Origin of the sequence: Paenibacillus apiarius, assembly GCF_017052585.1 — a bacterium.
Taxonomy (GTDB): domain Bacteria; phylum Bacillota; class Bacilli; order Paenibacillales; family Paenibacillaceae; genus Paenibacillus_B; species Paenibacillus_B apiarius.
The window spans coordinates 2,535,601-2,561,593 of sequence record NZ_JAFFHZ010000001.1 but is presented as its reverse complement, the minus strand read 5'-3'; the positions used below and the strand labels follow the sequence as shown (position 1 = coordinate 2,561,593).

The following is a 25,993-nucleotide window of genomic DNA, read 5'->3' as shown; positions in this document are numbered from 1 at the left end:
CTTGTATTGTTGCCGGTAAGATCGGCGGCTAACCTATACAGGACATCATAACCCAAGATCTTGCAAAAAGAAAAAGCTTGATAGCGCAGACTATGAGTCTACGCCACCAAGCTTCTTGAATCTCTATTACCGACCGCTCTTCAATTCCGTCCAGAGACGGTCATACAATTGAAGATGCTTGCCGACATCAATGAGCCATTCCGTACGTTTCAGCTCATCTTCCGACAGGTTGATCATTGGATTGTCCAAGTATTCCTTGCTATGGAATTCCTTCGCCTTCACGATCGGGTTGCTGTAGCCGATCGATTCATAGTTCTTGGCGCTGTTTTCCGGATCCAGCATGAAATTAATGAACTTTTGGGCCAGCTCTTTATTTTTCGTACCCTTCGGAATCGCGTAGTTATCCGACCAGATCGTGCCGCCCTCTTCAGGCACCACATACGCCACATCCGGGTTCTCTGCTGCGATAACCGCCGCATCGCCAGACCATACCGTTCCGATCCAGCCTTCTTCCGCGATCATTTTCTGCTTAATGTTATCTGTGTCAAAGGCCAGCACGCTCGGCACCAGCTTGCGCAAATCGTCAGCCGCTGCATGGATGTCGGTTTCAGCTTGCGAGCTATTCGACTTGCCCGCTTTCTTCAGCGCCATGCCGATAATTTCACGGTTGTCATCGAGCAGCAGCACTTTGCCTTTATACTCTTCCTTCCACAGATCAGACCAGCTCGCAGGCGTTTCTTTCACGTACTTTTTGTTATACGCGATCCCCGTAACGCCCCACGTATACGTGATGGAATATTTATTGCCCGGATCAAATTCAGGGTTCTTGAAACGATCCGCTGCGTATTGGAAATTCGGAATTTGATTTAAGTCAAGCGGCTCAAGCAGATCCTGCTTAATCATGCTTGCCACCATATAATCGGAAGGTTGGATTAAATCATAATTCGCCCCGCCGGCTTTCAGCTTCGCCAGCAGTTCCTCGTTGTTGGCAAAAATGGCATAGTTCACTTTTACGTTATTCTCCGATTCGAACTTCTTAATCATGTCCATATCGAAGTTGTCCGCCCAGCTATACAGATTGAGCGTCTCTTGCTTCGAAGAGCAGCCTGCCAGTGCGGTAAGTGCCAACATCCCGGCCAATACGACCGCGAACCATTTCTTTTTGTTCAATTTACTACCCCTCTCTGATCCTGCATATTCCTGCAGATTTTCATTATGAAAAAAATAAATTAGAACGGCAACATGGAACTCCGTTCGTTTCCGTTGCCGCGGTTCAACAACCACTGGGCCAGCACAATGAGCGCAACGCTGACGATAATCATCAACGTGCACAGCGCATTGATCTCCGGCGAAATCCCTCGCTTGACCAAGCCGTAAATGTAAATAGGCAGGGTGGTCGAGTTCGGACCGGCGACAAAGAAGCTGATCATGAAGTCGTCAATCGACAAGGTAAAGGCCATGATCGCCCCAGCCAGAACACCTGGCCAGATGGACGGCAGCGTCACGAAGCGGAACGTCTGCCACGGCGATGCCCCGAGATCGGAAGCCGCTTCCTCCAACTGCTTGCCCATATTGGCCAAGCGAGACGATACGATAACGTACACATACGAGATACTGAACGTAATATGCGCGATAATGACCGTCAGCTTCCCGAGCGGAATCTGGAATTGACTGAACAAGACAAGCAGCGACAGCCCCATAATAATATCCGGCACAATAATCGGCAAATACAGGAGGCCGACGACACCTTGCTTCTTGCGGCTTGCCATACGGCGCAGCGCAAGTGCAGCCATTGTTCCGAATATGGTTGACACAACCGTCGAAATGACGGCAATCGATAGGCTGTTCCCGAGCGCTTCCATGACTTGGCGGTTATCGAACAACGAACCGTACCATTTAAGTGTAAATCCGCTCCAGTTCGAATTAATGCGCGAGTCGTTGAATGAATAGATGATAATCATCAAGACCGGCACATATATGAACAGAATCAGCAATGCTGAATGAAACGCGAGCAGCGGATGCTGCTTTCCTTTGCCTGCAGCCTTCATACTCTCGCCTCCTTCGATGATTCATAATTGGAGCGAAGAGCCCGGTTGAACAGCGCAATAATAATGAGCGAGCTCAGCACGAAGAGCACCGACAGCGCAGAGCCATAAGGCCAATCGCGCGCGCCCAGGAATTGATTCTGAATAATATTGCTCAGCATCTGCGCTTTGGCGCCGCCGAGAATATCGGTAACGACGAACATGCCTGCCGTGGTAATGAACACGAGCACGCTTCCGGTCATAATGCCCGACTTCGTCTGCGGCAGCGTAATATGCCAGAAGGACTTCCACCTAGTGGCGCCCAGATCGCTCGCCGCATCCAGCAAACGGCTGTCCATCTGCTCCAGAGCGACGTAAATGGGCAGCACCATGTACGGGATGAACGTGTAGACCATCCCGAGCAGAACGGCTCCTTTCGTGTAGAGCATTTGAAGCGGTTCTTGGATAAGCCCAATGTCGATTAAGGCATTGTTCACCACGCCTTGCGTCCGCAACAGCAGCACCCATGCGTATGTCCGAATGAGGAAGTTAATCCAGAATGGAACCGTAATCAGAACGAGCCACAGCTTCTGCCGATTCGGACTTGCATTCGATATATAGTAGGCCAGCGGATAACTTAGCAATAGACAAATGACCGTCGTCAATACAGACAGCCACAGCGTATCCCAATAAATGCCCAAGTAAAGCGGGTCAAAAAAGCGCGCGTAATTATCCAACGTAAACGAAAATACGACATTGCCCAACTCGTCGCGTTGCATGAAAGAAACGGCAATGACGGCCACCATCGGCACGACGAGAAAGACCGTTAGCCACAACACGACCGGCGCAATGATGCCGAAGGAGCGTTTCATGGGCCGATCATCACCTCATCCTGAGCGTTCCAGTTTACACCGACGCGTTGTCCAATTTCCCATTTCCGTTCATCCGTGAAGTCCAAGGCGGCGGTCACATTCGTCTGCTCATGCGCAAGGTGCACAATTAGCTTATGAATGTTTCCTAAATAGACAATATCTTGTATAATGCCCGATTTGCGCCCATCCTCCGGTTCAGCCGTAACGCGAATCTTCTCCGGACGAACGGCAAACATATGATCTTTATGAAATACATTATTCTCCCCAACAAACGTCGCTGCAAACAACGTCTCCGGGCGTTCGTAAATATCTTTGGGGGAACCCACTTGTTCCACACGTCCATTATTCATAATAACGATACGATCCGACATCATCATCGCTTCTTCTTGATCATGTGTCACATAGACGAAGGTAATCCCTAAATTGCGCTGCAATTGTTTTAATTCGCCCTGCAGATTTTTGCGCAGCTGCAGATCCAGAGCGCCGAGAGGCTCATCCAGCAGCAGCACCTTGGGATGATTCGCAATGGCGCGCGCAATCGCGACACGTTGCTGCTGTCCGCCTGACAGCTGATGCGGATAACGTTTGGCCAGCGGCGTAAGCTGGGTCAGCCGAATCGCTTCCGCAATCCGCTCGCGCTGCTCCGCTTGCGGAATTTTTTTCATTTTCAGGCCAAACTGAATGTTCTGCTCCACGGTCATATGCGGGAACAGCGCATAATGTTGGAAGACCAGATTCAAATTGCGCTTATTCGGAGGTAAATCGGTAACATTTTCTCCGTCTAGCCGAATCTCGCCTGTCGTTGGTTGTTCAAAGCCTGCAATCATGCGTAAAATGGTCGTCTTACCACAACCACTCGGACCGAGCAGCGTTAAAAATTCCCCTTCGTCAATCGTAAGCGACAAAGGATGCACAACGGGTTGCCCGGCAAAATGCTTTTCCACATTTACCAGTTCAATCATTAGCATCAACCCCTTATATCATCAGCCTATCAAGTAGAAACGATGCTGTATTGTGAGAAATGTAACGTTCTTATCCATTAAGCAAAAAAAGCCATATCCATTGGTATGGCTTTCCGTCCAGATCACGTTGGCGTTTTTGCATATCCAATATACATCGTTTTTTCTGACGATACAACTATTTTTACGTAATTTCGACAAAAACATACATCCAACTTCAAGGGATTGACGCATTTCCACCATGTTAAGGTCTGCAATCCACTTATTTGAAGGAAATCGGTATTTTCCGAATCCCCTTTCACATTCTAGGGCTTATGGCATCAAAAAACAACCCCCAAACCGCATTCTATTTCATCTGCGTTCGGGGGCTATTCTCATTCCTCATTATTTCATTTGAAATTGCACCTGCACTTGCGCGCGCAGCTTCACCAATCCGCCTTGCGGAGCCGAAGAGCTATTCGATGCATAATCTGCCGTCTTCATCTGCTCCGTCATGATTCGCACCGGGGTCCAATCGGCCCCGGACTCGACAATCGTAATCACCGTGCCTGCTTCCCGTTTGGCCGCTTTCGCTAATGCTTGAGCCTTCTTCGTCGCATGCTGCACCGCTTGTTCCAGCACCTGGGTCTCATACTCGGAGCGTTTCTCAGTGTCGTAATTAATCTGCGTAATTCGGTTCGCCCCCGCATTCGTAGCGGCATCGACCAGATTGCCCAAGCGGGCAAGGTCGCGATAAGTCACTCGTACGGCATGCTGCGCTTGATAAGCCACAACCTTCGGCTCCGTATTCTCGGCATATTTATACACCGGATCTACAGAGAAATTGGTTGTTTTCAAATCTTTGTCCTGCACCCCGTATTTTTGGGTGAGCACCTGCTTCACCTTATCGAATGCAGCCGCGTTTTTTTGCTGCGCTTCCGCAGCCGTATTGGCGCGGGTCTCCACCGCAATATCCACGTACGCCACATCCGGCGTCACTTCCAGCTCGCCTGTGCCAGACACGTTAATCGTATCCTTCAGCATCGTTTGCTCTCCTGCCGCATGCACTGGATTAGGCGCAATCGCCCCTGATACACCTGCCAACATCGCACCAACCAACACGACAGCAACAGCCGTCCGACGCCAAGGCGTCATTTGCACTCCAACTTGACCCATATCCATTCCCTCCGCATCGTTTAGATATAAGATTGGCTAACCTCTTGTCTTCTAAACGTTCCCAAGGGAAATTATGTTGCACACGTTCCATAACAAAGATTCAGAAATCAATCGGGTGTAACTGAAAAAACAGAAATGTTCAGACTCCACGCAAGTTATTTTAAATTTCGATATAAAATATTTGAAATAGAATACATAAATTTTCATATTTTACTTTGATTAACCTTTTTCTAACTTTCAGGTCATGGTATGTTAGAAGCGCAAACATTTCCCTAATTGTTGAAAGAGGAGGTAATTTCTGTTGTTCAAGAATAAGGTAAAACAAACATTATTGGTTGCGCTCGCCGTCAGCATGCTAGCACCTGCCTCTCTGTTTGCCGAGTCGGCCAATCAAGCCCAGTCGGATCGCATCTACGGTCCCGAAAGCGGCTACTCCGCGACTTACAAGAAACCGTTTCAGACGCTCGGACCGGCTTTATATTTATGGTCGTCCTCATTCTCAACCACATCCAGCCATCAAATTAAAGAGGATATCACGATTCCGAGCGACTCCGTGCGGGATACCATTTATGTGAATGCCAGCTCGGAGAAAAATACGGGAGACAGCACCAATTATGAAATACAGTTGGAAAGGTATGTTCCGTGGAGCGGCTGGATCCATCAGCAAACGATATCAGGTAAAATCGGCTGGCAAAATGAACCGTTTTATTTTTACAAAGTGAAAGCCGGAGAAACGTACCGTCTGCGCATCAAAGGGAACGTTAAGGGCTCAATCGATGTATTCAATCAATAATTCATGATCACATAACATAATCGGCAACAAGGGCCTGGGCATTCGTCCAGGTCCTTGTTATGTCTAACTGCCATCCTAATCGGCTGCAACACAAAAAAAGAAAGAGCCTTGAGGCTCTTCTCTTCTGTGGGTAGCTGTGGGTAACAGCTGCGTATCATTCATACGTAAAAGTCACAACACGTAAGTAATGATTAGTTCTCCAATTCTTCCTTGCTCACAAGCACGACTAAAGCGCTTACAGCCTGATCGGCGTCCGCACCGTCGGCCGTAATGGTAATGGTCGTACCGGAGCTGATTGCGAGACTCATGATCCCCATAATGCTCTTCGCATTCACTTTCTTATCTTCTTTCTCAACGAAGATATCCGAAGAATATTTATTCGCTTCTTGAACGAACAAGGCCGCAGGTCTAGCGTGCAATCCTGTCTTCAAACGTACGACAACTGGTTGTTGAGCCATGCGAATCATACCCCCTATATTTCATGTATAGTTTACTTTAACACAAATTTACGCCACTTTGCTTCATTTTATCACATTATAGCATTATAAACGATTTTAAACTAGGAATAAAGGTGTTCCCCTTCATGTCCCAACTCGTTATCCATTGCGGATCCGCTCGGCCAGCTCATCGATTTTGCGCAGGCGATGGTTGACGCCTGACTTGCTCACCTTTCCTTTAAGAAGCTCTCCCACTTCCTTCAGGTTAATATCCGGATGCGCAAGACGAACCTCAGCTACTTCGCGCAGCTTCTCCGGGAGCTGCTCCAAGCCCATTTCCTTTTCAATCAAGCGGATATTATCAATCTGCCTGACAGCAGCACCTATCGTCTTATTCAAGTTGGCGGTCTCGCAATTCACGATGCGGTTCACGGAATTGCGCATGTCGCGCATAATCCGGACGTCCTCGAATTTGAACAGAGCCTGATGCGCACCGATTATATTGAGGAACTCAATGATCTTCTCGCCTTCTTTAATGTATAGGACGAAGCCCTTTTTGCGCTCAATGAATCGGGCATTCAGATGGAATTCATTGGCCAGATCCACCAACGCCTTGCAATGCTCTTCATACATCGAAGAAATCTCCAGATGATAAGAGGATCCTTCGGGATTGTTGACCGATCCTCCTGCCATGAATGCCCCGCGCAAATAGGCACGCTTACAGCAATTGTGCGCGATTATCCGCTTCTCTATACCATCCGTAAACTGAAATCCTTCCGATACGATGTGCAGCTCATGGAGCATCTCCTGCACGCGCGTAGGGATGCGCACGATATAGACGTTGTTTTTCTTCAAGCGCATTTTTTTACGAACGAGAAGTTCGGTATGCACTTGAAAATATTTTTTAATCAACGTATAAATGCGGCGGGCAATCGCTGCATTTTCCGTTGAAATATCCAAAATGATTTTGCGATTCGAGGAGAGCTGTACTGAACCGTTCATGCGCATGAGCGCCGACAGTTCCGCCTTTTCGCAGCACGGTTCGGATTCAACCATCGTTAATTCTTTTTTCGTCTGTGCCGCAAAAGACATCTTTACTCACCTCTTTCGTAACATCCAATTCTCCACCAGCTGATAGATGTGATGGCTAAGCTTATCCGCGTCATGGCGCAAATATGTTCGGAACAACACCAACGAGTCCGCGATAACCTTGTAGCCTCGCTTCGTTACTTCATCCAAATCCAAATGAACCGCCTTTGCGCCTTGTTCAGCGTAACGATCCTGGACTTGCGGCGGTATTTCGCCGTCGTTGACGATAACGTAGTCGAACATCTGTGTGCCGACATGCTGCTGCACGGCCATCAAATGGTCGCTCACGGCGTAATCATCGGTTTCCCCCGGCTGGGTCATTACGTTGCATACGAATATTTTGACCGCATCGGATTCTCGTACTGCTTGGGCCAGCTTAGGAACGAGCAGATTTGGAATAATGCTGGTATATAAGCTCCCCGGACCCATCAGAATGGCATCAGCTTGATTCAGCGCCTCGACCGCCTCCGGCAGCGCCTCTACGTACCCAGGCTCAAGGAACACCCTCTTAATCCGTTGACCTGCCTTCGGAATGGACGATTCACCTTCGATAATCGTTCCATCGGCCATCTCCGCCTTCAACACCACGGCTTGAGCAGCCGCCGGAAGCACGCGTCCCCGTACAGCCAATACACGGCTTAATTCCCGAATTCCCGATACAAAGTCTCCGGTGATATCGGTCATCGCCGCAAGAATCAAGTTCCCGAGGCTATGTCCAGCCAGACCGGAACCGCTCTGAAAGCGATATTTCAGCATTTCAGACAATGAAGGCTCGACATCGGCCAGCGCCGTCAACACGCTTCGAATATCTCCCGGAGGCGGCATCTGCAATTCACTGCGCAGAATGCCCGAACTGCCCCCGTCATCCGCTACCGTCACGATAGCGGTAATATCAAGGGGCTTCTCTTTGAGCCCGCGCAGCATGACGGACAGACCCGTTCCGCCTCCCATCACTACGATGCGCGGAAGCTTGCGCTCTTCTCCTTTTCGTGCCATAGCGACCTCCACTAATGTCGATCCCGCTCGGCATCACGGTGACTCACACGAACGACTTCCGTGTCGCTGGCGCCGATCATACGACCCAAATATTCAGCCACGGCTACGGAACGATGCTTTCCACCGGTGCATCCGATACCGATTACGACCTGACTTTTTCCTTCTTTTCGGTACTGTGGCAGCAGGAAATTAAGCATATCGAGCAGCTTCGTCAAAAAAGCCTGCGTCTCCGGCCATTTCATGACGTAGTCGTATACTTCAATATCCTGTCCCGTTCGAGGACGGAGCTGTTCGACATAGTGAGGATTCGGCAAAAAGCGTACGTCAAAAATCAAGTCCGCATCGATGGGAACACCGTATTTAAAACCGAACGAGGTCACATTGACCGACATCGTGTTCTGATCCGCATGCGTGAACCGGGACACGATTCGTTCTTTCAGCTGTGCCGGCTTCAGATTGCTCGTATCGACAACCTGAGTCGCCCAGCCTTTTAGATCCTCCAGCAGCTTCCGCTCCTGCTTGATGCCGTCAAGCGGCAGCCCGTTCGGATAGAGTGGATGGCGACGGCGGCTTTCCTTGTAGCGTTGCACCAATACCGCGTCGGTCGCATCCAAGAACAAAATTTCACAATTAATCGTATAGTGCTCTCGGATATAATTTAAGGATTCAGATAAGGCCGTAAAAAATTCGCGCCCCCGCAAATCAATAACGAGCGCGACTTTCCCAATCTTCCCTTTGGATTGCTCAATAAGCTCTGCAAACTTCGGTATGAGAACCGGAGGCAAATTGTCCACGCAGAAAAAGCCCAGATCTTCCATGCTTTGGACCGCTATTGTCTTTCCCGCACCGGACATCCCAGTAATAATGACGAGTTTCGCGAGTGCTGTCATCTCTGTCGATTCGATCATCGTTCGTCCTCTCCCTTACCGTTGCCGACTACGAACGCAAGAACAAACCTGCCGCACCAATCATGCCTGCATCATTGCCAAGCTCCGCTGGAACAATCGATACGCCGCGCGTAACCGGATCTGGTGTTAGTTTCATGAACGTTTCACGGATTTGGTCAAATAAGAACTCGCCTGCTTTGGACACGCCGCCGCCAATAATGAACCGTTCTGGGTTCAGAGTCACTGCAACAGCGGCCATCGATTTCCCCAAGTAATAAGCAGCGCGGGAAACAATTCGGCTGGCCACTTCGTCGCCGGCTTTGGCAGCGTCGAACACGTCCTTGGCCGCAATGTCTTCCACCAAGGAAAGCGAAGTGCGATCACCGCGTTCCACGGCATCTTTCGCCATGCGGATAATGCCTGTTGCCGAAGATACGGTCTCCAAGCATCCCATTTTGCCGCATCCGCACTGAATCGCTTCCAAATCTGGAATAACGGCGATATGGCCGAGCTCTCCAGCTAATCCGGCAAAACCTTGAACGATCTTTCCATGAATAATAATTCCGCCGCCGACACCTGTACCCAGCGTGTAGCATACACAGTGGTCGATTCCTTTGCCCGCTCCGCTCCATGCTTCGCCAAGCGCGGCAACATTCGCATCATTATCGATCTTGACCGGCTTGCCAAGACGTTCTTCCAATATGGAACGAATCGGCACATCCTTAAATCCTACGTTGGGCGCCAGCACGATAACGCCTTCCTTTACATTCGTAAATCCTGCAACTCCCGCGCCGACTCCAGCCACTTGGCTCCAATCGTAAGGCGACTCCTCCACGATTTGGCGAATATATTTTTCGATGTTATCCATGACGATATCGGGACCTTTGGGAACCTCTGTCGGCCCTTCAAACGTTTGCAGAAGTCGTCCTTCCGCATCGCAAATACCGACTTTGATAGCCGTACCTCCCAAATCGACACCCACGTAGATTTGCTCAGACATGCGTCATCCACCTTTTACTCATAATCGTATGGTACTTCAGTTCCCACTATACGCGAACCCTTTAGTCAGGTCAAGAGAACGGCCTGCCGCCGAAACGGATCCGAAAATCGGAAAATCATAATGAAAAATACGGAGCCCGCGGGCTCCGTTCATGTAAAATGTGATAGGGTAAACCGACGGAACTGCCAGCAGATTCAATTGCTCAACGTGCTGCTCCAGTCATGCGCCATGCTGCCTTCGAGGAATTTCTCGCAGTCGAGGGCGGCTTGGCATCCGGAGCCCGCGGCGGTGATTGCTTGGCGATATTTCATATCATGGACGTCGCCGGCTGCGAATACGCCCGGAATGTTCGTCTCGGACGTGCCTGGCTTCACGACGATATAGCCTTGGTCGTTCAGCTCAACGTGCCCCTTCAAGAAATCGGTATTCGGCTTATGGCCGATAGCGACGAACAAGCCGTCCGTCTCAATCATTTCCTCGGCGCCGGTCTCGTTGTTCTTCACTTTCAAGCCGGTAATGCCCATGCCGGTTCCAACGACTTCAAGCGGCGTCCGGTTCAAAGCCCATTTGATCTTGCTGTTGTCCTTCGCGCGATCCTGCATAATCTTTGAAGCGCGCAGTTCATCGCGGCGATGCACGATCGTCAGCTCGGAAGCAAAGCGGGTCAAGAAGTTCGCTTCTTCCATCGCGGAGTCTCCGCCGCCGATAACGATGATTTTCTTCCCGCGGAAGAAGAAGCCGTCGCAAGTCGCGCAGGCACTGACGCCTTTACCCAAGTTCTCCTGCTCGCCCGGAATGTTCAAATATCGTGCGGAAGCGCCGGTCGCCACGATTAACGACTCGGTAACGATCTCCCCGATGCCTTCCACTTGAAGCTTGAACGGGCGCTTGGAGAAGTCCACGCCCGTAACCCAGCCTGACTTGAACTCCGTGCCGAAGCGTTCGGCTTGCTTGCGCATATTGTCCATGAGTTCAGGCCCCATGATGCCTTCAGGGAAGCCTGGGAAATTCTCTACATCTGTCGTCGTCGTTAACTGGCCGCCTGGCTGCGGGCCTTCAATTACGAGCGGGTTCAGACTGGCGCGCGCCAAATAGATGGCCGCAGTATATCCTGCAGGACCCGTGCCGATTACAACCGATTTGTATACTTTGTTTTCCATAGAAGTGAGGCCTCCCTCAGTATAGTGTGGTCTAACAAATGCTTGCTTGCAAAGGGAAAGTGTATTCCGCGATTATCAGGTTTAAGAGTTTGTCTAAAAAAAGTGATCTTTAGAACTTTAACGTTTGCTTTAATCTATCTTCCACCTGACAGGTATCTTCCATACGCTTTACATGCTTGGCAACCGTCGCCGCCGACACTTCGTAGCGCACGGCAACGTCCTGATAAGAAAGAGGACGGCGGTACATCTTCGCAATAAGATATTCCAATGCGGCCGCCCAGCTCGAAGCCTTCGCAATGCGAGGCACATCATCGGGATAGAGGCGAGTTATGAATTCAATCCACAGTGTCTCGGCATCGTGCATTTGAAAGAGATCATATTCCTCTTTCATATAATCGCGCACCGTATCCAATACCTGCTGCCAATGCGGCTCCCAAGTTGGCAGACGATTGGCGATATGATTGCTGCTTATTTGTATCCGTTCGTCGTCCCACTGCACGTCGATAGGTCCCTTAACCCCCAGCAAGCGGAGGACATATAGCGTTACCTGCTTCATATACGCGTCTTGGCCCGGGTCAAGCAGCAGCGTCCGCAGCGCTTCCTTCGCTTCCTCATCTGCCAGCAGGCTCATGGCCTGCAGCGCTTGGAGCTTCACTTCCGGCTCGCCGAACCGAAGCGCCCAGAACAGGGAGGAGCGCACGAGCGGATCGGATTTGATCTGCTGCTCCCAGTCCTCGCCATCGACCGCTGATGCCTGATCTTCCATCCGTTTGCGGGCCGCAGAGCGAGCGGCGCGCTCCTGCGCCTTCCGGCTCGTCTCCTCGTATGGCAGGCGATAATGATAGCTTGGCATTGGATCGAGTCCGCCTTCTCCCCGCTGCTGCAGTTGCTCCAAAAAATATGTCGCCACCCCTGATTCAGGGTCCAGCCGGCGGCAAGACGCCCACCACCGGGCAGCCTCGTCATATCGGCCCATATGGCATGCCGCCACCGCTGCATAATGATACAAGCTCGGCTCACGCTGCATTCCTCTGGCGACCAAGCGGTGCAAATGGCGATAAGCTTGCTCGTGTTCGTCGAGTATGCCCATCGTCGTAGCCAACTTGAACACATGCTCGCGATGGAACGGCTCGATTTTGACCAGTATATCAAGCAGCGACCGCACCGTATCCTCGTGACCGGCATGACGCTCGAAAATGGCCAAATTGCATAATGCATGCAGGTTGCCCAAGTCCCGCTCCAAAACTCCGTTCAGCGTCTCACGCGCCTCGTCGAAGCGGCCCATGTAATAATAGGCTAACGCCAAATTGTTGCGTGCAGCCAAAAAATCGGGATCGGCCTCCAAAATCCGCTGCAAAACCTTCTCCGCTTCGACAAATCGCCCTGCTTCCAACAGCAGGCGGGCCTGCTCATGATCCTCGGCCGTCTGTTCTAACGTACCCCGCTCATCCGGCTCATTCGCCGTTCCATTCCCCCCGGCACCGTGCACACTATCAGCAGCTCCGCTATCTTTTCCTTCTGCCAACTCGTCTTCCGCAGCCGCGTCTCCTGCTGATTTCGTTCGGCGAGCCGGATCAAAAGGCCGATTCAGTTCGTAATGAAGCATTTCCAGCATCTCTTCCGCCTCTTCGGCGTAGACGCCGTGTCGCTCTCGGGACAGATACATCCCAAGCATCATTTCGGACTCCTCGAACTGTTCCATATAAGCGAAGTTGTTTGCCATATAGTAGTAGCACTCATTCATATCCGGATCGAGCTCATTTACGATATAGGCCAAGATCTGATTCGACTCTTCAAAGCGGCCCGTTTCCGCGAGCGCCCCTGCCAAGTTGCATTGGTGAATCGGGTTGTCCGACTCGCATTCAACCGCCTTGCGAAAATATCTCAATGCCTTGTCGTAGTGCAGCCGATCCAGCGACTTTACCGCGCGCTCCGAGAACGCGACAGCATCGGCCGGGAACCCTACCACATTGTCCTGTTCCATCACATGATTCTCTTTTGTACACAGTGGCTTCTGTTCTGCCATCGCCAAGGCACCTCCTGACACGTCATTTTTGTACACATACCCTCCAGTATACCATAATGACGCGCATTTCCCTCATCCCTTTCACGAACCTTCATCAGGAAAAAAGAGTCCTTGAAGCTGCCGCAGACAGCCCCGTTACGGAAGATGCCTGCGTTAGCACCGAACAAGTCCCATCGGTGAAAACAATCCCCTGCTATTAATTACCTATACGCCTTTATATTTAAACAACGTGCTGATAGAGCCCCCGTTCGTAATGATACGCGTCGCTTCCGCAAGCATGGGCGCAACCGACAACACGCGAATGACCCCGGAATGGCCCTCCGGCAGCGCTATCGAGTCCGTCACGATAACCTCGCGAATGCTCGGATGGCGAAGCTTCTGCAGCGCCTCCCCGCTAAAGAGCGGATGCGTGGCGCATACGAACACATCTTCCGCCCCGCGCTCCTTCAATCCTTCGACCACGTTCACAATCGTGGAACCGGTATCAATTAAATCCTCGATAATAATCGGAGTGCGTCCCTTCACGTCTCCGATGACATGCGTAATGACCGCTTCATTATGAGCGGGTCGTTTCTTAATCATAATAGCGAACGGTGAATCCAGTTGATTGGCAAGCTTCTCTGCTGTAGATGCCCGTCCGGCATCCGGAGATACGATAATCGGGCTGGCTATCTGTTTCTCCTTCAGGTAGCCGCTAATCAAATCAAGCGCTGTCAAGTGATCGACCGGGATGTTGAAGAAGCCTTGGATGGCGGGAGCATGCAGGTCAATCGTCATAACGCGGCCCGCTCCGACGGTCGTTAAGACGTCCGCTACCATTTTAGCCGATATCGGCTCTCTTGGAGCCGACTTCCGCTCCTGACGAGCATAGCCGTAATAAGGAACAATAATGTTCACCGTACGGGCCGAGGCCCGCTTCGCCGCATCGATCATGACGAGCAGCTCCACGAAGTGCTCATTAACCGGATGGGAGAAGGATTGAACGAGAAACACATCACAATTGCGGATCGTCTCTTCAAAGTTGACGTAAATTTCTCCGCTCTGAAAGCGGGACAGCTTCACATTTCCGAGCGCCACACCCAATTCCGAGCAGATATGTGCGGCTAGCTTCGGATTGGACGAGCCGGAGAAAATGCGTAATTTACTACTCGGCATACGGTAAGGTTCCTCCTCATTTGAGAAAATGAATGCCTCGGCCTCAAACTCCACCCAACGACATGACTGCTTGCGTTGGAACCGCTCTAAATGATTCCTGTTTTCAATTAATAATAATTCTAATCTTATTATACCTGGATTTCCGTATTCTAGCAACGGACAACCCCTTGACTCCTGAAAAGCCAGTCATAAAGAACGCAACAGAAAAACACCCATAACTCCTTTAGTAATCGTCACGCCCCCTTACCAAAGATGGATGTTTGTTATATCTATCGTAACAAGTTTCTCCGTATCTGAACAGCCGTTAAATAAAAAATCGGATCATTTTTTTGGAAATTTCGGTCCTGCCTTGGATAATGCATACTCTTATACTTTTCCATGCTCGTCATACGTATCCCGCCGTGGTGTCTGATGGCGCCGTTGCAGCTCGGCCAGCACCTCATCCAGAGGCAGTTTGCGCTCGCGCAGCAGGACAAGCAGGTGGAACAACAGATCGCCCGTCTCATTCCTCAGCTCGGCGTTATCGCCGTTCTTGGCGGCAATAATGACCTCGGCTGCTTCTTCCCCGACTTTTTTCAATATTTTATCGACGCCTTTGTCGAACAGATACGACGTATAGGCCCCTTCCGGCCGCTCCGCCTCACGCTCGGCGATCATGCTTTCCAAGTCGGAGATGATGGATAACGGCGAGGCAGATCCGCTGCTCTCCTGCTCCGCGCACGCATTGAAGAAGCACGTATACCTTCCCGTATGGCAGGCCGGTCCGTTCGGCACCACCTGCACGAGCAGCGTGTCTTGATCGCAATCCGCCGCTATCGACACGATGCGCTGGGTATTGCCGGAGGTGGCTCCTTTATGCCATATCTCTTCGCGGGATCGGCTCCAAAATACCGTCTCCCCCAGTTCGCACGATAGACGCAGCGACTCCCGATTCATATATGCCACCATCAGAACTTGCTTGGAAGCCGCATCCTGCACGACCGCCGGAACCAAGCCTTGCTCGTTCCATCGCAGCCGGTCTGCCAGCTCCTCCCACTGAATAGCTGTCTGGTTTGCTGTCATCTCACATTCACCCCTTTTTCTCGCAGCGCCGCCTTCACCTCTGCTATCGATACTTCTTTATAGTGGAAAATAGAAGCCGCAAGCGCCGCATCGGCATATCCTTCCGCGAAAGCTTCCGCAAAATGCGCCGCATTCCCCGCTCCGCCGGACGCAATGACCGGAATGCCGACCTTGTCCGATACGGCACGGGTAAGCCCAATGTCAAAGCCATCCTTCGTTCCATCCGCATCCATACTCGTGAGCAATATCTCGCCGGCACCGAGATGCTCCGCTTCCTGAGCCCATGCTACGGCACGCATGCCGGTCGGAGTACGCCCTCCGTGCGTATATACTTCCCAATCGCCCCATGCATCGTTATACCTTGCATCAATCGCGACGACAATGCATTGGGAACCGAAGCGGCGCGCCCCTTCCGTAATAAGCGAAGGCTGCTTGACCGCAGCCGTGTTAATGCCGATCTTGTCCGCTCCGGCGCGCAAAATTCGCATCATGTCATCTATATGGGAAATGCCGCCGCCAACGGTGAATGGAATAGAGATTTCCCCTGCCGTCTGACGAACGACCTCAACCATCGTCGCCCGGCCTTCCACCGAAGCGGAAATATCGAGAAACACCAACTCGTCAGCGCCTTCTCGGTCATACAGCGCCGCCAGCTCCACCGGATCTCCGGCATCGCGCAGTTGGACGAAGTTAACGCCTTTGACGACCCGGCCGTCCTTTACATCCAAACATGGAATTACCCGTTTCGCTAACATGTCATCCCCTCCGTCTCATCTATTCGTTATTGTGCGGCGAGCGCAAGCTTTACCGCTTCCGATAAGGCAATGTCGCCTGTATACAGCGCTTTGCCGACAATAGCTCCGCCGACGCCATCTGCCGCGTGCGCGGACAGCTTGCGCAGGTCATCCAGATTGCTGACTCCTCCGGAAGCGATGACGGTCCGGCCGGATGACTTCGCCAAGGAGACGATCGCCTCGACGTTCGGGCCTTTCATCATGCCGTCGCGCGAAATATCGGTGAAAATAAAAGTCTCCGCACCGACGCCGGCAAGCTCGGCGGCAAGCGCTTCGGCCTTAACCTCCGATGTTTCGAGCCAGCCGCGCGTGGCAACATATCCATCGCGGGCGTCGATCCCGATCGCGATGCTCCCTCCATAACGCGCAAGCGCTTCTTCCACGAACCCGCGGTCCTCGATGGCAGCCGTGCCGAGGATGACGCGCGCCACGCCGGCTTCAAGCAGGCGCTCCACATCGGGTAGCGTGCGCAGGCCGCCGCCGACTTGAACCGGCACGCTGACGGTACGCGCAATGCCGGCAATGAGGCTGTCGTTTACCGGATGCCCGGCCTTCGCGCCGTCCAGATCGACAAGGTGGATCCAAGCGGCCCCGCCGGCTTCCCAACGCCGGGCTACCTCCACCGGTTGATCGTCATAGACCGTCTCCTGGCCGTAATCGCCTTGCAACAATCGCACGCATCGGCCGCCTCGTATATCGATGGCCGGATATATCGTAAATGCCGCCATAAGCTGCTCGCCTCCTAGTTTGGATGTAACCGAGTCATTTCTGTTTCTGTTCTTTTAGTTCCTTGCGTTGTCCGTCAGCTTCAGGAACCGCTCCAAAAGCTGCAGCCCGAGCGAACCGCTCTTCTCCGGATGGAACTGCATGCCGCATACATTATCCCGCCCGACTATGGAAGCGACCTGATGCCCGCCATACGAGCAGGTTGCGATCACATCGCTTGCCGAGTCCGGAAGCACATGGAAGGAATGGACGAAATAGACGTGTCCCTCCTCCAGCCCTTCCGTCAACGGGTGCGCCGGCTGCCGCCATGTGAGCGGGTTCCAGCCCATATGAGGCACCTTGTAGGAACCCCCTTCGAATCGCACGACCCGTCCGGACAGAAGTCCAAGCCCTCTATGCTGCCCGTGCTCTTCACTTTCGTTGAAGAGCAGCTGCATGCCAAGGCAAATACCTAGCGTCCGCTTTCCGGCCTCGACCGCCTTGCGGAGGGCGACGTCCAAGCCATTGTCCTGCAAAGCCTGCATGGCATCGCCGAAGGCCCCGACTCCGGGAAGAATAATCCCGTCCGCCGCTAACATCTCCTCAAGGGAATTTGTTACCTTAACCTCATACCCAAGCCGCTCCACCGCTTTGCTCACACTGTGCAAATTGCCCATCCCGTAATCGATGACGGCGATCATGGGCTAGAGCACCCCTTTCGTGGAAGGTACCCCTTGCACCCGGGGATCGATGGAGGTCGCTTCATCCAATGCGCGCCCCAACGCTTTGAATACCGCTTCTATCATATGGTGCGTGTTCTGACCGTAATGCACGATGACATGCAGGGTAATCCTGGCCTCCAGCGCCAGCTTCCATAGAAATTCATGCACAAGCTCCACTGTGAACGTGCCGACCTGCGCAGAAGGATAGGAAGCGCGATATTCGAAATGCGGCCGATTGCTTACATCAATGATTACTTGTGCCAACGCCTCGTCCATCGGCACGAATACGGAGGCGTAACGCCGAATGCCCGCCTTGTCGCCAAGCGCTTCCTTCAGCGCCAGCCCGAGACAAATGCCGACATCCTCCACCGTATGGTGGTCGTCAATGTCGATGTCTCCTACCGCTTTGACCTGCAAGTCGAAATGTCCGTGCTTCGTAAACAAATCGAGCATATGATTCAAAAACGGAACGCCGGTGTCATGCCGGCTGTTGCCTGAGCCATCAACGTGAAATGATAATTGTATGTCCGTCTCGTTCGTCTTGCGAGCGATCTCCGCTTGGCGAACGCGATTAGCATTATTTTGTGTCATGTGGGGTTCCGCCCTTCTATCCCAAAAATTATTCGCAGATTGCAGATTATCGCAATGTTCCATTCGACGCGAGGTTCATGTCAGCAGCCGAACCTCAATGGCGCGGGCATGCGCCTCCAGTCCTTCATGACGCGCCAGCTCCATAATCATCTTGCCGTTCGCAAGGAGCGCTTCCTTGCTGTAGCGAATCAGACTCGATTTCTTAAGGAACATATCGACGTCGACCGGAGAAGAGAACCGGGCTGTCCCGTTCGTCGGGATAATGTGATTCGGGCCGGCAAAGTAGTCCCCAACCGGCTCGGAGCTATAAGCGCCGAGGAAGATGGCCCCTGCGTTCTCAATCGACCCGACCCATTCCATCGGATCTTCCGTCAAGATCTCCAGATGTTCGGGCGCTATCTTGTTGACCAGCTTCACGCCTTCACGCAAATCGTCCACGACGAGAATCGCTCCGTATTGCTCGATTGACTTCGCAGCGATATCGCGGCGCGGCAGTACGGCAAGCTGGCGCTCTACTTCCGCAGATACGGCATCGGCAAGCGAAGGGGAATTCGTAATAAGCATTGCTGACGCCATCTCGTCATGCTCTGCCTGCGAGAGCAGATCTGCCGCGACGTAAGACGGTCGGGCCGTCTCATCGGCCAGCACGACAATCTCGGAAGGACCGGCGATGCTGTCGATATCTACGGCGCCATACACTTCCCGCTTCGCGAGCGCCACATAAATGTTGCCTGGTCCGCAAATCTTGTCGACCGGCGCAATCGTCTCCGTGCCGTATGCGAGCGCGGCTATGGCCTGTGCGCCGCCGACCCGGTACATCTCCTTCACGCCTGCTTCTGCCGCGGCCACAAGAATATACGGGTCGATGCCATCTGTGCCGCCGGTTGCAGGAGGGGTAACCATGACGATCTCCGGCACCTCTGCCACCTGCGCCGGAATAACGTTCATGAGAACGGAGGACGGATAGGCTGCTTTGCCTCCGGGAACGTAGACACCCACACGCTTGAGCGGACGCACAATCTGCCCGAGCAGCGTACCGTCCGGCTGGAATTCCATCCAGGAGGCGCGCTTCTGCTTCTCATGGAAGCGGCGAATATTATCCGCGGCCTGACGAATAGCAATAAGGAAGGATTCCTCCACCCTCTTATATGCCGCTTCTACTTCAGACTCCGCAATGCGCAGCTGTTCGGAAGAGAGCGCCACCTTATCATGCATGAGGGTGTACTCATGAACAGCCTTATCTCCCTTTAGCCGCACATCGCGCACAATGCGCTTTACCGTTTCAATCTGTTCAGGGGTGCCATAGTCCGCTTGACGCGTCATTCCCCAGTCAGCCGCCTTCACTATCCGCATCGTTTCTCCCTCCATTTTCACCATCCAATGTCTTACTATGACACAATCCCTGCAATTACAATGTCCCCTGCCGTGGAATGACGGCTTGGAGCCGATCGCACAACCCTTGAATAGATTCATTTTTCATGCGGTAGCTCACTCGGTTCGCGATAAGGCGGCTCGTGATGCCGAACATTTCTTCCAGCTCCACCAAGCCGTTCTCCTTCAGCGTCTTCCCCGTCTCCACCATATCCACAATCCGATCCGCCAGCCCGATGAGCGGAGCCAGTTCTATCGAACCGTTCAGCTTAATCACTTCAACCTGCTGGCCTTGTTCCCGAAAATATTGGGAGGCGGCATTCGGATACTTCGTTGCGACGCGCAAATGAATAACCGGCTTCCACGAAGGGAGTCCGATAACCGACATGCGGCAGCGGGCAATGCCGAGATCCAACAGCTCGTATACGTCCTTGCTTTCCTCCATCAGCACGTCTTTACCCACGATACCGACGTCCGCCGCGCCATACTCCACATACGTAGGCACATCCACCGGCTTCGCCATGATGAACTGCATCTGCGCCGCAGGAACGTCGATAATTAATTTGCGCGAATCATCCAGATCCTCAGGGACAGGCAGCCCGGCCTCGCGAAATAAAGCCGATGCTTGCTTGTAAATACGCCCCTTCGGCATAGCTACCTTCAGCCAGTCCTGCACAAGCGTCACCCTCTTTCCGTATTATGGTCAATTCCCAATCAGTCAACATCAATCGGCTTATCCAACCGATCCACGCGCTGCGTAATGACGATTCTGCCTTCGGCCCGAAGCCGGGCCGCTTCCATCAACGCCTCTCTGCGGCACAGCACGTCATATTGGATGAGCATGGCGGCCGCTTCGCGTTCGTTATCCTGCCGATCGAACGATATGGCATCCATAATGCGCGTCGTCTTAAGAGCGAAGCCGGTAGCCGGCGCCGAACGCCCGAATTGCTGCAGCAAATTGTCATACCGCCCTCCGCTCATTACCGGAAAACCCATCTCGGCTGCATACCCCTCGAAAATCATGCCTGTATAATAAGAAAAATCGCCCATCATCGTCAGATCAAGCACAATATGCTCGCTGACACCGTAAGCTTCAAGCACTTCCCACACCTGCTCCAAATGAAGAAGGGAAGCCTCCATCACAGGCTCATCGGCGATGCCCCGCGCGGTTGCCAACACGCTCCGGCCGCCCCGCAGCTGAAGCACGGCTTCCAATCGTTCCTTCCGTTCAGCCGTCACATCCAAAAGGCTCACCTGCTCGCGGAAGCCGACCACATCCCGTTGTACCAGGCACTGCTTAAGCCTTGTCTGCGGTTCCTCGCCCTGCGGCAGCGTATATTGGAATAAACCCTGCAAATATCCGTGGTGACCTAGAGCAACCTTAAATCGTTCGATGCCCGTCGCTTTCAGACACGCTATCGCCAGTGCAATCACTTCCGCATCCGCTTCCGGAGATCCGTCCCCGACCAGTTCGGCCCCCGTCTGATAGAACTCGGCTTCCCGACCCGCCTCCTCCTCCATGGAACGAAACACGTTGGCATGATAGGACAGCCGAATCGGAAATGGCTCCTTGCCAAGCAGCGAAGAAACAACGCGCGCTATCGGGGCCGTCATATCGGAACGAAGCACCATCGTCGTTCCTCGTTGATTCAGGAGCTTGAACAGCTTATGGTCCGAAGTGGAGCTTGCCGTGCCTACCGTATCATAGAACTCCATTGTAGGCGTAATAAGCTGCTTGTATCCCCAGCATTCCATCGTATGGAGCGCTTCGCGCTCGATATATCGCAGCTTGCGCACGGCTTCTGGCAAATAATCACGCACACCGGAAGGTTTCTCGAACATTCTTGGCTTTGTCATCCTGTCACTCCGCTCTTAACGCTTTAGTGTGTTAATATATTACCAAGTTACCTTATTAGCAAAATGAAGAAATTTAAAAGTATATTATCACGGAACGAACGACGCGTCAATCCTTCCCGTCCCTAGTTTGTTTCCAGAGCCCCCTTCCTAAGGAAGGGCTTATTCAGTCTGTTCATTTGTGGGAAACCGCGCGTTCTGCCGCTAAGGCGGGAATTGAAACGACCTTTTGTCCACTCTCCCAACTATTCGGATTTTAATCGCTTCAGAGTAGGTAAACATCGATTGATCCTTCTTAATTCAATCACCACGCACCAAGCTTTCATCACACAGTCTGAGACATTGGGAGAGTGGCCAAAAGGGTAAATATAGAAAAAGCGTTAACGCCCCATTTTTCTCGGCTCAAGGCACCTTCGCAACGCTTCAAGAGGATAAATGACCGTATACAGAGAATGGTTTCATCCAACGTTAAGAAAAAAGCCGCCTGCGCACATGCGCAGACGACTTATCCATCTTTTCGAACGTTTCTCAGGCGCCCGAGCTGGTTGAGCTTACAGATACCATCGAGCTTCGGCGTCTATTGGCCAAGGAACGGCTTGGAGGAGCACCCAACCCTACCCATGCAAAGGGAATATAACTGAACGCGAGCGACACGACGAGCCACGACATGCCGAGAGCAAACATATATCCGCCCGCCAAATAGAGCGGATACAGCAGCGATTTGCCCTGATGCCACGGTACCTGCCGATACGCGGCAAGGAAGAAGGGATGCACCAAATAGATGCCAAAGGACAACTCCCCTAATCGAACCATCGCGCGGCGCAGCAAGTCCGGAAGCCGGCGTTCCAAATAAAAGGCCAATTGCATGAGAACGATGGCCGATAACAGCGTATGGATATTCCATAACAGTTCGTAAACTAACGAATTCATGATTTGCCCTGTAGAACGGGTCCAGAACCAAATCTGCACATGCAGAAGCGCGCACACGAGCCAACTTGCCCACAGAAGTGCCGTTCCGATACGGTAAGACGTTTGCGTGCCCTTCATCCCCAACGAGCTTAACCATGGACGAACGCGCTCGTAATTCAAGCCCAAATAAGCGCCCAAGAAATAATAGCTCATATACGATAACGCTATGCTGCCCTTCGCCACGACTTGCAAGTCGTATTTATTCCACACGACGAATATCCATTGGAGCAACAGCCCAAGGGGTATCGCCCAAGCCGTAACTTTACGTGAGCGAAACAGCTGCAGCATGAGCGGAAACAAAAGATAGAACTGGATGCTGATGAAAACAAAATATAAGTGAGTATACGCTGAACCGGTTAGAATCTGAGCGGCAAATATGCGCATCATCTCATCCCAGCCTCGATCCGTGTAGATCGTCGTATGTACGAACGTAAAATAAAAGATCGAACTAAGCATGTACGGAATAATGACATACCGCAGACGATTGCGATAAAACTTCCTGAGCACAGACGATTGGAGCATTTCCCGCCCGCCATAATTATAAAATAAAACAAAACTGCTCAGTAAAATGAACGTCGGCGTGCCGTATTTAAAAAAAATATTAAAGAACGTGTACCCATAGTACATTTTCGATCGAGTCATTTCTACGGCCGCATCCGAGGTTGCATGGACACTTATTACACCAAGCATGGCCAGCGCACGAACGATAGGTATCGTTGTAATGCGCTCCTTGCGTGCCGCCATTCCCATCCCCCCTATTCGGTTTGTCTTTTGTTCTCTATTGTCGGGTTTCAGTAAATAATCGCACCCTTTGCAAAGAGGAATCGATTTGGTAGCGCAGTCCGAAGACGTTTCGAAGCTCGCCTAGCGGCAAATACCACTGTCCATTCTTTACGACAGGTGTTCGTTCGAAGCCCAACGCCGTACCATTCCATTTGACGACGTTCGGCGACTTGGCGCGTGACAGCTTCGTCCTTAGGCCCCGGTTGCGCATTTGTTCGATTAAATCAGCCGAAAGAATCTGCTGGTTACCGGCATTGATTCGGAAACCATTCGGCCTCGTGCGCTGGTTAATGCCCGGCTTGACCGTAAATGTAAGATCGATGCCAAGCTCCTTGCACACCTTGAGCACGTCCTGGTTATAGGCACCATACGGAAACGCAAGCACGCTCCTCTCATTCCCGAGCATCTCCTTTAACCGCAATTCAGCTTTTCCCAGATCATGCTTAATTCGGGTTATATATTCCTTGTCCGTTTCCAGCCTCCGTTCTTTCGCCAGATACAGCTGGTGAGTCAACATCGGCCTCTGTTTTCCGCGTTGATCGATGGAAGCGTACGCATGTGAATCATAAGTATGGCTATAAAAGCTCATCCCGTGCTGCTTCATTTCCCGCATTTGCGCCCAACTCAATTTGGGACGCCCTATCTGCTTGCGGTTGTCGATCGAGGATACGATGACGAAGTTGGCAGCGGTTAAACGATATTTTAACAAGATAGGATATACTTCGCTATAAAAAGACTCATACCCGTCATCAAAAGTCAATAAAACAGCATTCGGCGGTACCGCTCCCCCATGGAGCATAAAATTTATGTATTGTTCCATCGTAATAAAGTGAAAATTGTCATTCAGCATGTGCTGCAATTGATCTTCCAACTGGTATGGCGAGATGAACGTCACGTGGCTCGGATTTTTCTCAATGTTGTGGTACATCACAGTAATGACTTCATCTCGATAATGAATAGGCTTGTAATTCCAATGTGATTTCCCGTTCGCCGTTGTTGACAGCTGCAATTCGCTGCCCCTCGCCTGCACTTGAATCCCGTAGGCTTGGGCCAGCACGTCGGTCGGAATGTACCATTCATCTCCAATCTGAATAGCGTTTCTATCTTCCCGCGCGTTGCCTTCCCATTCGATTCGGTACGATAATACCCTTGCCCTATCCGTGTCCATAATAAGCAAAGTGGAGCACAAGACAGCAATGAGCAGTAATACGACTGCTATACGTTTCATCCACATGATGCCATTTCCCTCATTTTCCTATCATTACATACATACAAAACTAGCATAATTCTCCTTCAATGTCATTCCCATTTTTCAGTCGGCTCTGCGCTGCGTCCACGTTTATCAAACATAGAGGTACAAACCAAAAACCGGAAGCTGTGGCTTAGCCATTTCTTCCGGTCTGCAGGTATACTATTTAGTCTGTTAGAAGCGTTGTGTTTCTAAGATGAACGGGAGGACTCACGGATCACCTGCATCGGATTGCCGCCGACCATGTGACCAGGCAAGACGTCCTTATGCACAACAGTTCCCGCAGCTACCACGGCGCCGTCTCCAATGGTCACCCCGGGCAAAATGGTGCTGTTTGCTCCGATCATGACGTTGCTGCCGATCCGAACGGCTCCGAGCCGATACTCATGAATCAAATACTCATGCGCCAAAATGGTAGAATTATACCCGATAACCGTGTTGTCCCCAATCTCGATGCGCTCCGGAAAAAATACATCCACCATCGCCATCAGACCGAACGCCGTGTGCTGCCCCACCTTCATACGAAGCAGCCGGCGGTAGATCCACAGCTTGACCCGCAAGGAGGGGCAATATCGGGCCAGTTGGATGCATATGAAATTCCACATGCCTTTCCAAGGACTGACCGTACGGTATATTTGCCACAAGCTGTTCGGACCTTCTACGGGATGCCGCTCAACGTCTCTCACCCTTCATCCCGCTCCAATCCGACGAGCGCGTACAAATCGCGCATATCATGGATAATATGGCGAGGGTCGTACTGCCGCAGAACCGCTTCCCCCTTCAACGACCAAGCCACGCCGCACGATATCGCACCTGCCGCATTAGCGGATTGAATATCTGCAGGACTATCCCCTACCATGAGTGTGGTGGCCGGATCGGCCTGCAGCGCCTCGATGGCTCGAAGAACCGGTTCAGGATGAGGCTTAGGCTGCGTCACGTCCTGAATGGTAACGATCGTTCCCAATTGCTCATACAGTCCGAACATGCGCAGCGCCCGCTCGGTCGTAAGGCGCATCTTCGTCGTTACGACCCCGAGCCGAATTCCATGTCGATGCAGCGTCTCAATGACTTCGGTAACGTGGGGAAATTCGCGCACCAACTCGTCATGGCGGGCAATGTTATATTCCCGGTAAGCCTCCACGAGATCATCCACCTGCTCCAACCCGGTAAAAATACGGATTTGATGCTCCAACGGAAGCCCCATGCTCGGAATGATCGACTCGCGCGCGAACGGAGACGGCGTCTTATCCTTCAGCACGTGCAGGAAGGTCTGAATGATAAGCTCATTCGTGTCGATAATGGTGCCGTCCAGATCAAATAATACCGTTTGAATCATATAT

Annotated in this window: 26 protein-coding genes; 1 reads left to right on the top strand and 25 read right to left on the bottom strand. The window is 52.0% G+C overall.

The genetic code is table 11. From position 1 onward, the window contains the following. Nucleotides 1–126: 126 nt before the first annotated feature. From JSQ80_RS11725 to JSQ80_RS11705, 5 genes are all read right to left on the bottom strand, one after another. Nucleotides 127–1,170, bottom strand: coding sequence for an ABC transporter substrate-binding protein (locus JSQ80_RS11725; RefSeq protein WP_272491118.1), 1,044 nt, complete (start codon nt 1,168–1,170; stop codon nt 127–129). Nucleotides 1,171–1,229: 59 nt separating this feature from the next. Further along, entirely contained in the window at nt 1,230–2,048 is an 819-nt protein-coding gene (locus JSQ80_RS11720) for an ABC transporter permease (protein ID WP_087434419.1), read from the bottom strand. Next, nucleotides 2,045–2,896, bottom strand: coding sequence for an ABC transporter permease (locus tag JSQ80_RS11715; protein WP_087434418.1), 852 nt, complete (start codon nt 2,894–2,896; stop codon nt 2,045–2,047). Before JSQ80_RS11715 ends, JSQ80_RS11720 begins: the two co-directional genes overlap by 4 nt. Then, entirely contained in the window at nt 2,893–3,864 is a 972-nt protein-coding gene (locus tag JSQ80_RS11710) for an ABC transporter ATP-binding protein (RefSeq protein WP_272491117.1), read from the bottom strand. The genes JSQ80_RS11715 and JSQ80_RS11710 overlap by 4 nt, the downstream gene beginning before the upstream one ends. A 375-nt stretch (nt 3,865–4,239) precedes the next feature. Next, on the bottom strand, nt 4,240–5,010 hold the full coding sequence (locus tag JSQ80_RS11705; RefSeq protein ID WP_087434416.1) for an SIMPL domain-containing protein: 771 nt from the start codon (nt 5,008–5,010) through the stop codon (nt 4,240–4,242). 301 nt (nt 5,011–5,311) lie between these two features. On the opposite strand from JSQ80_RS11705, the gene JSQ80_RS11700 reads away from it, so the two are divergent. After that, nucleotides 5,312–5,803, top strand: coding sequence for a hypothetical protein (locus JSQ80_RS11700; protein WP_087434415.1), 492 nt, complete (start codon nt 5,312–5,314; stop codon nt 5,801–5,803). Between the two features lie 191 nt (nt 5,804–5,994). Here the strand turns inward: JSQ80_RS11700 and JSQ80_RS11695 are convergent, their stop codons facing one another. From JSQ80_RS11695 to ppaX, 20 genes are all read right to left on the bottom strand, one after another. Beyond that, the gene (locus tag JSQ80_RS11695) at nt 5,995–6,261 is read right to left on the bottom strand and encodes an HPr family phosphocarrier protein (protein ID WP_019421956.1); all 267 of its coding nucleotides are present in this window, start codon (nt 6,259–6,261) and stop codon (nt 5,995–5,997) included. A 138-nt stretch (nt 6,262–6,399) separates the two neighbouring features. Beyond that, nucleotides 6,400–7,332: a DNA-binding protein WhiA gene (gene whiA, locus JSQ80_RS11690; RefSeq protein ID WP_087434414.1), complete on the bottom strand. Its 933-nt coding sequence runs from the start codon at nt 7,330–7,332 to the stop codon at nt 6,400–6,402. 6 nt (nt 7,333–7,338) lie between these two features. Next, the gene (locus JSQ80_RS11685) at nt 7,339–8,325 is read right to left on the bottom strand and encodes a gluconeogenesis factor YvcK family protein (RefSeq protein ID WP_087434413.1); all 987 of its coding nucleotides are present in this window, start codon (nt 8,323–8,325) and stop codon (nt 7,339–7,341) included. An 11-nt stretch (nt 8,326–8,336) separates the two neighbouring features. Continuing rightward, nucleotides 8,337–9,233 (bottom strand): RNase adapter RapZ, encoded by an 897-nt coding sequence (gene rapZ, locus JSQ80_RS11680; protein WP_087434412.1) that lies wholly within the window; start codon nt 9,231–9,233, stop codon nt 8,337–8,339. Between the two features lie 28 nt (nt 9,234–9,261). Next, nucleotides 9,262–10,212, bottom strand: coding sequence for an ROK family glucokinase (locus JSQ80_RS11675; protein WP_087434411.1), 951 nt, complete (start codon nt 10,210–10,212; stop codon nt 9,262–9,264). Nucleotides 10,213–10,406: 194 nt separating this feature from the next. Next, entirely contained in the window at nt 10,407–11,372 is a 966-nt protein-coding gene (gene trxB, locus JSQ80_RS11670) for a thioredoxin-disulfide reductase (protein ID WP_206095393.1), read from the bottom strand. A gap of 109 nt (nt 11,373–11,481) precedes the next feature. Continuing rightward, a complete protein-coding gene (locus JSQ80_RS11665; RefSeq protein WP_206095392.1) occupies nt 11,482–13,398 on the bottom strand; it encodes a tetratricopeptide repeat protein in 1,917 nt (638 codons plus the stop codon). A gap of 204 nt (nt 13,399–13,602) precedes the next feature. Further along, nucleotides 13,603–14,553: a ribose-phosphate diphosphokinase gene (locus JSQ80_RS11660; protein WP_206095391.1), complete on the bottom strand. Its 951-nt coding sequence runs from the start codon at nt 14,551–14,553 to the stop codon at nt 13,603–13,605. A 366-nt stretch (nt 14,554–14,919) separates the two neighbouring features. Then, a complete protein-coding gene (gene hisIE, locus JSQ80_RS11655; protein ID WP_206095390.1) occupies nt 14,920–15,615 on the bottom strand; it encodes a bifunctional phosphoribosyl-AMP cyclohydrolase/phosphoribosyl-ATP diphosphatase HisIE in 696 nt (231 codons plus the stop codon). Next, nucleotides 15,612–16,370, bottom strand: coding sequence for an imidazole glycerol phosphate synthase subunit HisF (gene hisF / locus JSQ80_RS11650; RefSeq protein WP_206095389.1), 759 nt, complete (start codon nt 16,368–16,370; stop codon nt 15,612–15,614). Before hisF ends, hisIE begins: the two co-directional genes overlap by 4 nt. 26 nt (nt 16,371–16,396) lie before the next feature. Further along, nucleotides 16,397–17,137 carry a 1-(5-phosphoribosyl)-5-[(5-phosphoribosylamino)methylideneamino]imidazole-4-carboxamide isomerase gene (gene hisA, locus JSQ80_RS11645; protein ID WP_206095388.1) on the bottom strand — a complete coding sequence of 247 codons (741 nt, stop codon included), beginning with the start codon at nt 17,135–17,137 and terminating at the stop codon, nt 16,397–16,399. A 54-nt stretch (nt 17,138–17,191) separates the two neighbouring features. Next, the gene (hisH, locus tag JSQ80_RS11640) at nt 17,192–17,815 is read right to left on the bottom strand and encodes an imidazole glycerol phosphate synthase subunit HisH (protein ID WP_206095387.1); all 624 of its coding nucleotides are present in this window, start codon (nt 17,813–17,815) and stop codon (nt 17,192–17,194) included. 3 nt (nt 17,816–17,818) lie between these two features. Beyond that, the gene (hisB, locus tag JSQ80_RS11635; protein WP_206095386.1) at nt 17,819–18,427 is read right to left on the bottom strand and encodes an imidazoleglycerol-phosphate dehydratase HisB; all 609 of its coding nucleotides are present in this window, start codon (nt 18,425–18,427) and stop codon (nt 17,819–17,821) included. Nucleotides 18,428–18,502: 75 nt separating this feature from the next. Continuing rightward, on the bottom strand, nt 18,503–19,780 hold the full coding sequence (gene hisD / locus JSQ80_RS11630) for a histidinol dehydrogenase (RefSeq protein ID WP_206095385.1): 1,278 nt from the start codon (nt 19,778–19,780) through the stop codon (nt 18,503–18,505). Between the two features lie 55 nt (nt 19,781–19,835). Continuing rightward, on the bottom strand, nt 19,836–20,474 hold the full coding sequence (gene hisG / locus JSQ80_RS11625; protein WP_206095384.1) for an ATP phosphoribosyltransferase: 639 nt from the start codon (nt 20,472–20,474) through the stop codon (nt 19,836–19,838). A gap of 38 nt (nt 20,475–20,512) precedes the next feature. Further along, on the bottom strand, nt 20,513–21,655 hold the full coding sequence (locus JSQ80_RS11620) for an ATP phosphoribosyltransferase regulatory subunit (RefSeq protein WP_240463626.1): 1,143 nt from the start codon (nt 21,653–21,655) through the stop codon (nt 20,513–20,515). A 525-nt stretch (nt 21,656–22,180) separates the two neighbouring features. Continuing rightward, nucleotides 22,181–23,365: an acyltransferase gene (locus tag JSQ80_RS11615; RefSeq protein WP_206095383.1), complete on the bottom strand. Its 1,185-nt coding sequence runs from the start codon at nt 23,363–23,365 to the stop codon at nt 22,181–22,183. A 34-nt stretch (nt 23,366–23,399) separates the two neighbouring features. Continuing rightward, nucleotides 23,400–24,638: a polysaccharide deacetylase family protein gene (locus tag JSQ80_RS11610; protein WP_206095382.1), complete on the bottom strand. Its 1,239-nt coding sequence runs from the start codon at nt 24,636–24,638 to the stop codon at nt 23,400–23,402. A gap of 206 nt (nt 24,639–24,844) precedes the next feature. Continuing rightward, entirely contained in the window at nt 24,845–25,339 is a 495-nt protein-coding gene (locus JSQ80_RS11605) for an acyltransferase (protein ID WP_087434397.1), read from the bottom strand. After that, entirely contained in the window at nt 25,336–25,989 is a 654-nt protein-coding gene (gene ppaX, locus JSQ80_RS11600) for a pyrophosphatase PpaX (protein ID WP_087434396.1), read from the bottom strand. Before ppaX ends, JSQ80_RS11605 begins: the two co-directional genes overlap by 4 nt. Nucleotides 25,990–25,993 lie beyond the last annotated feature (4 nt).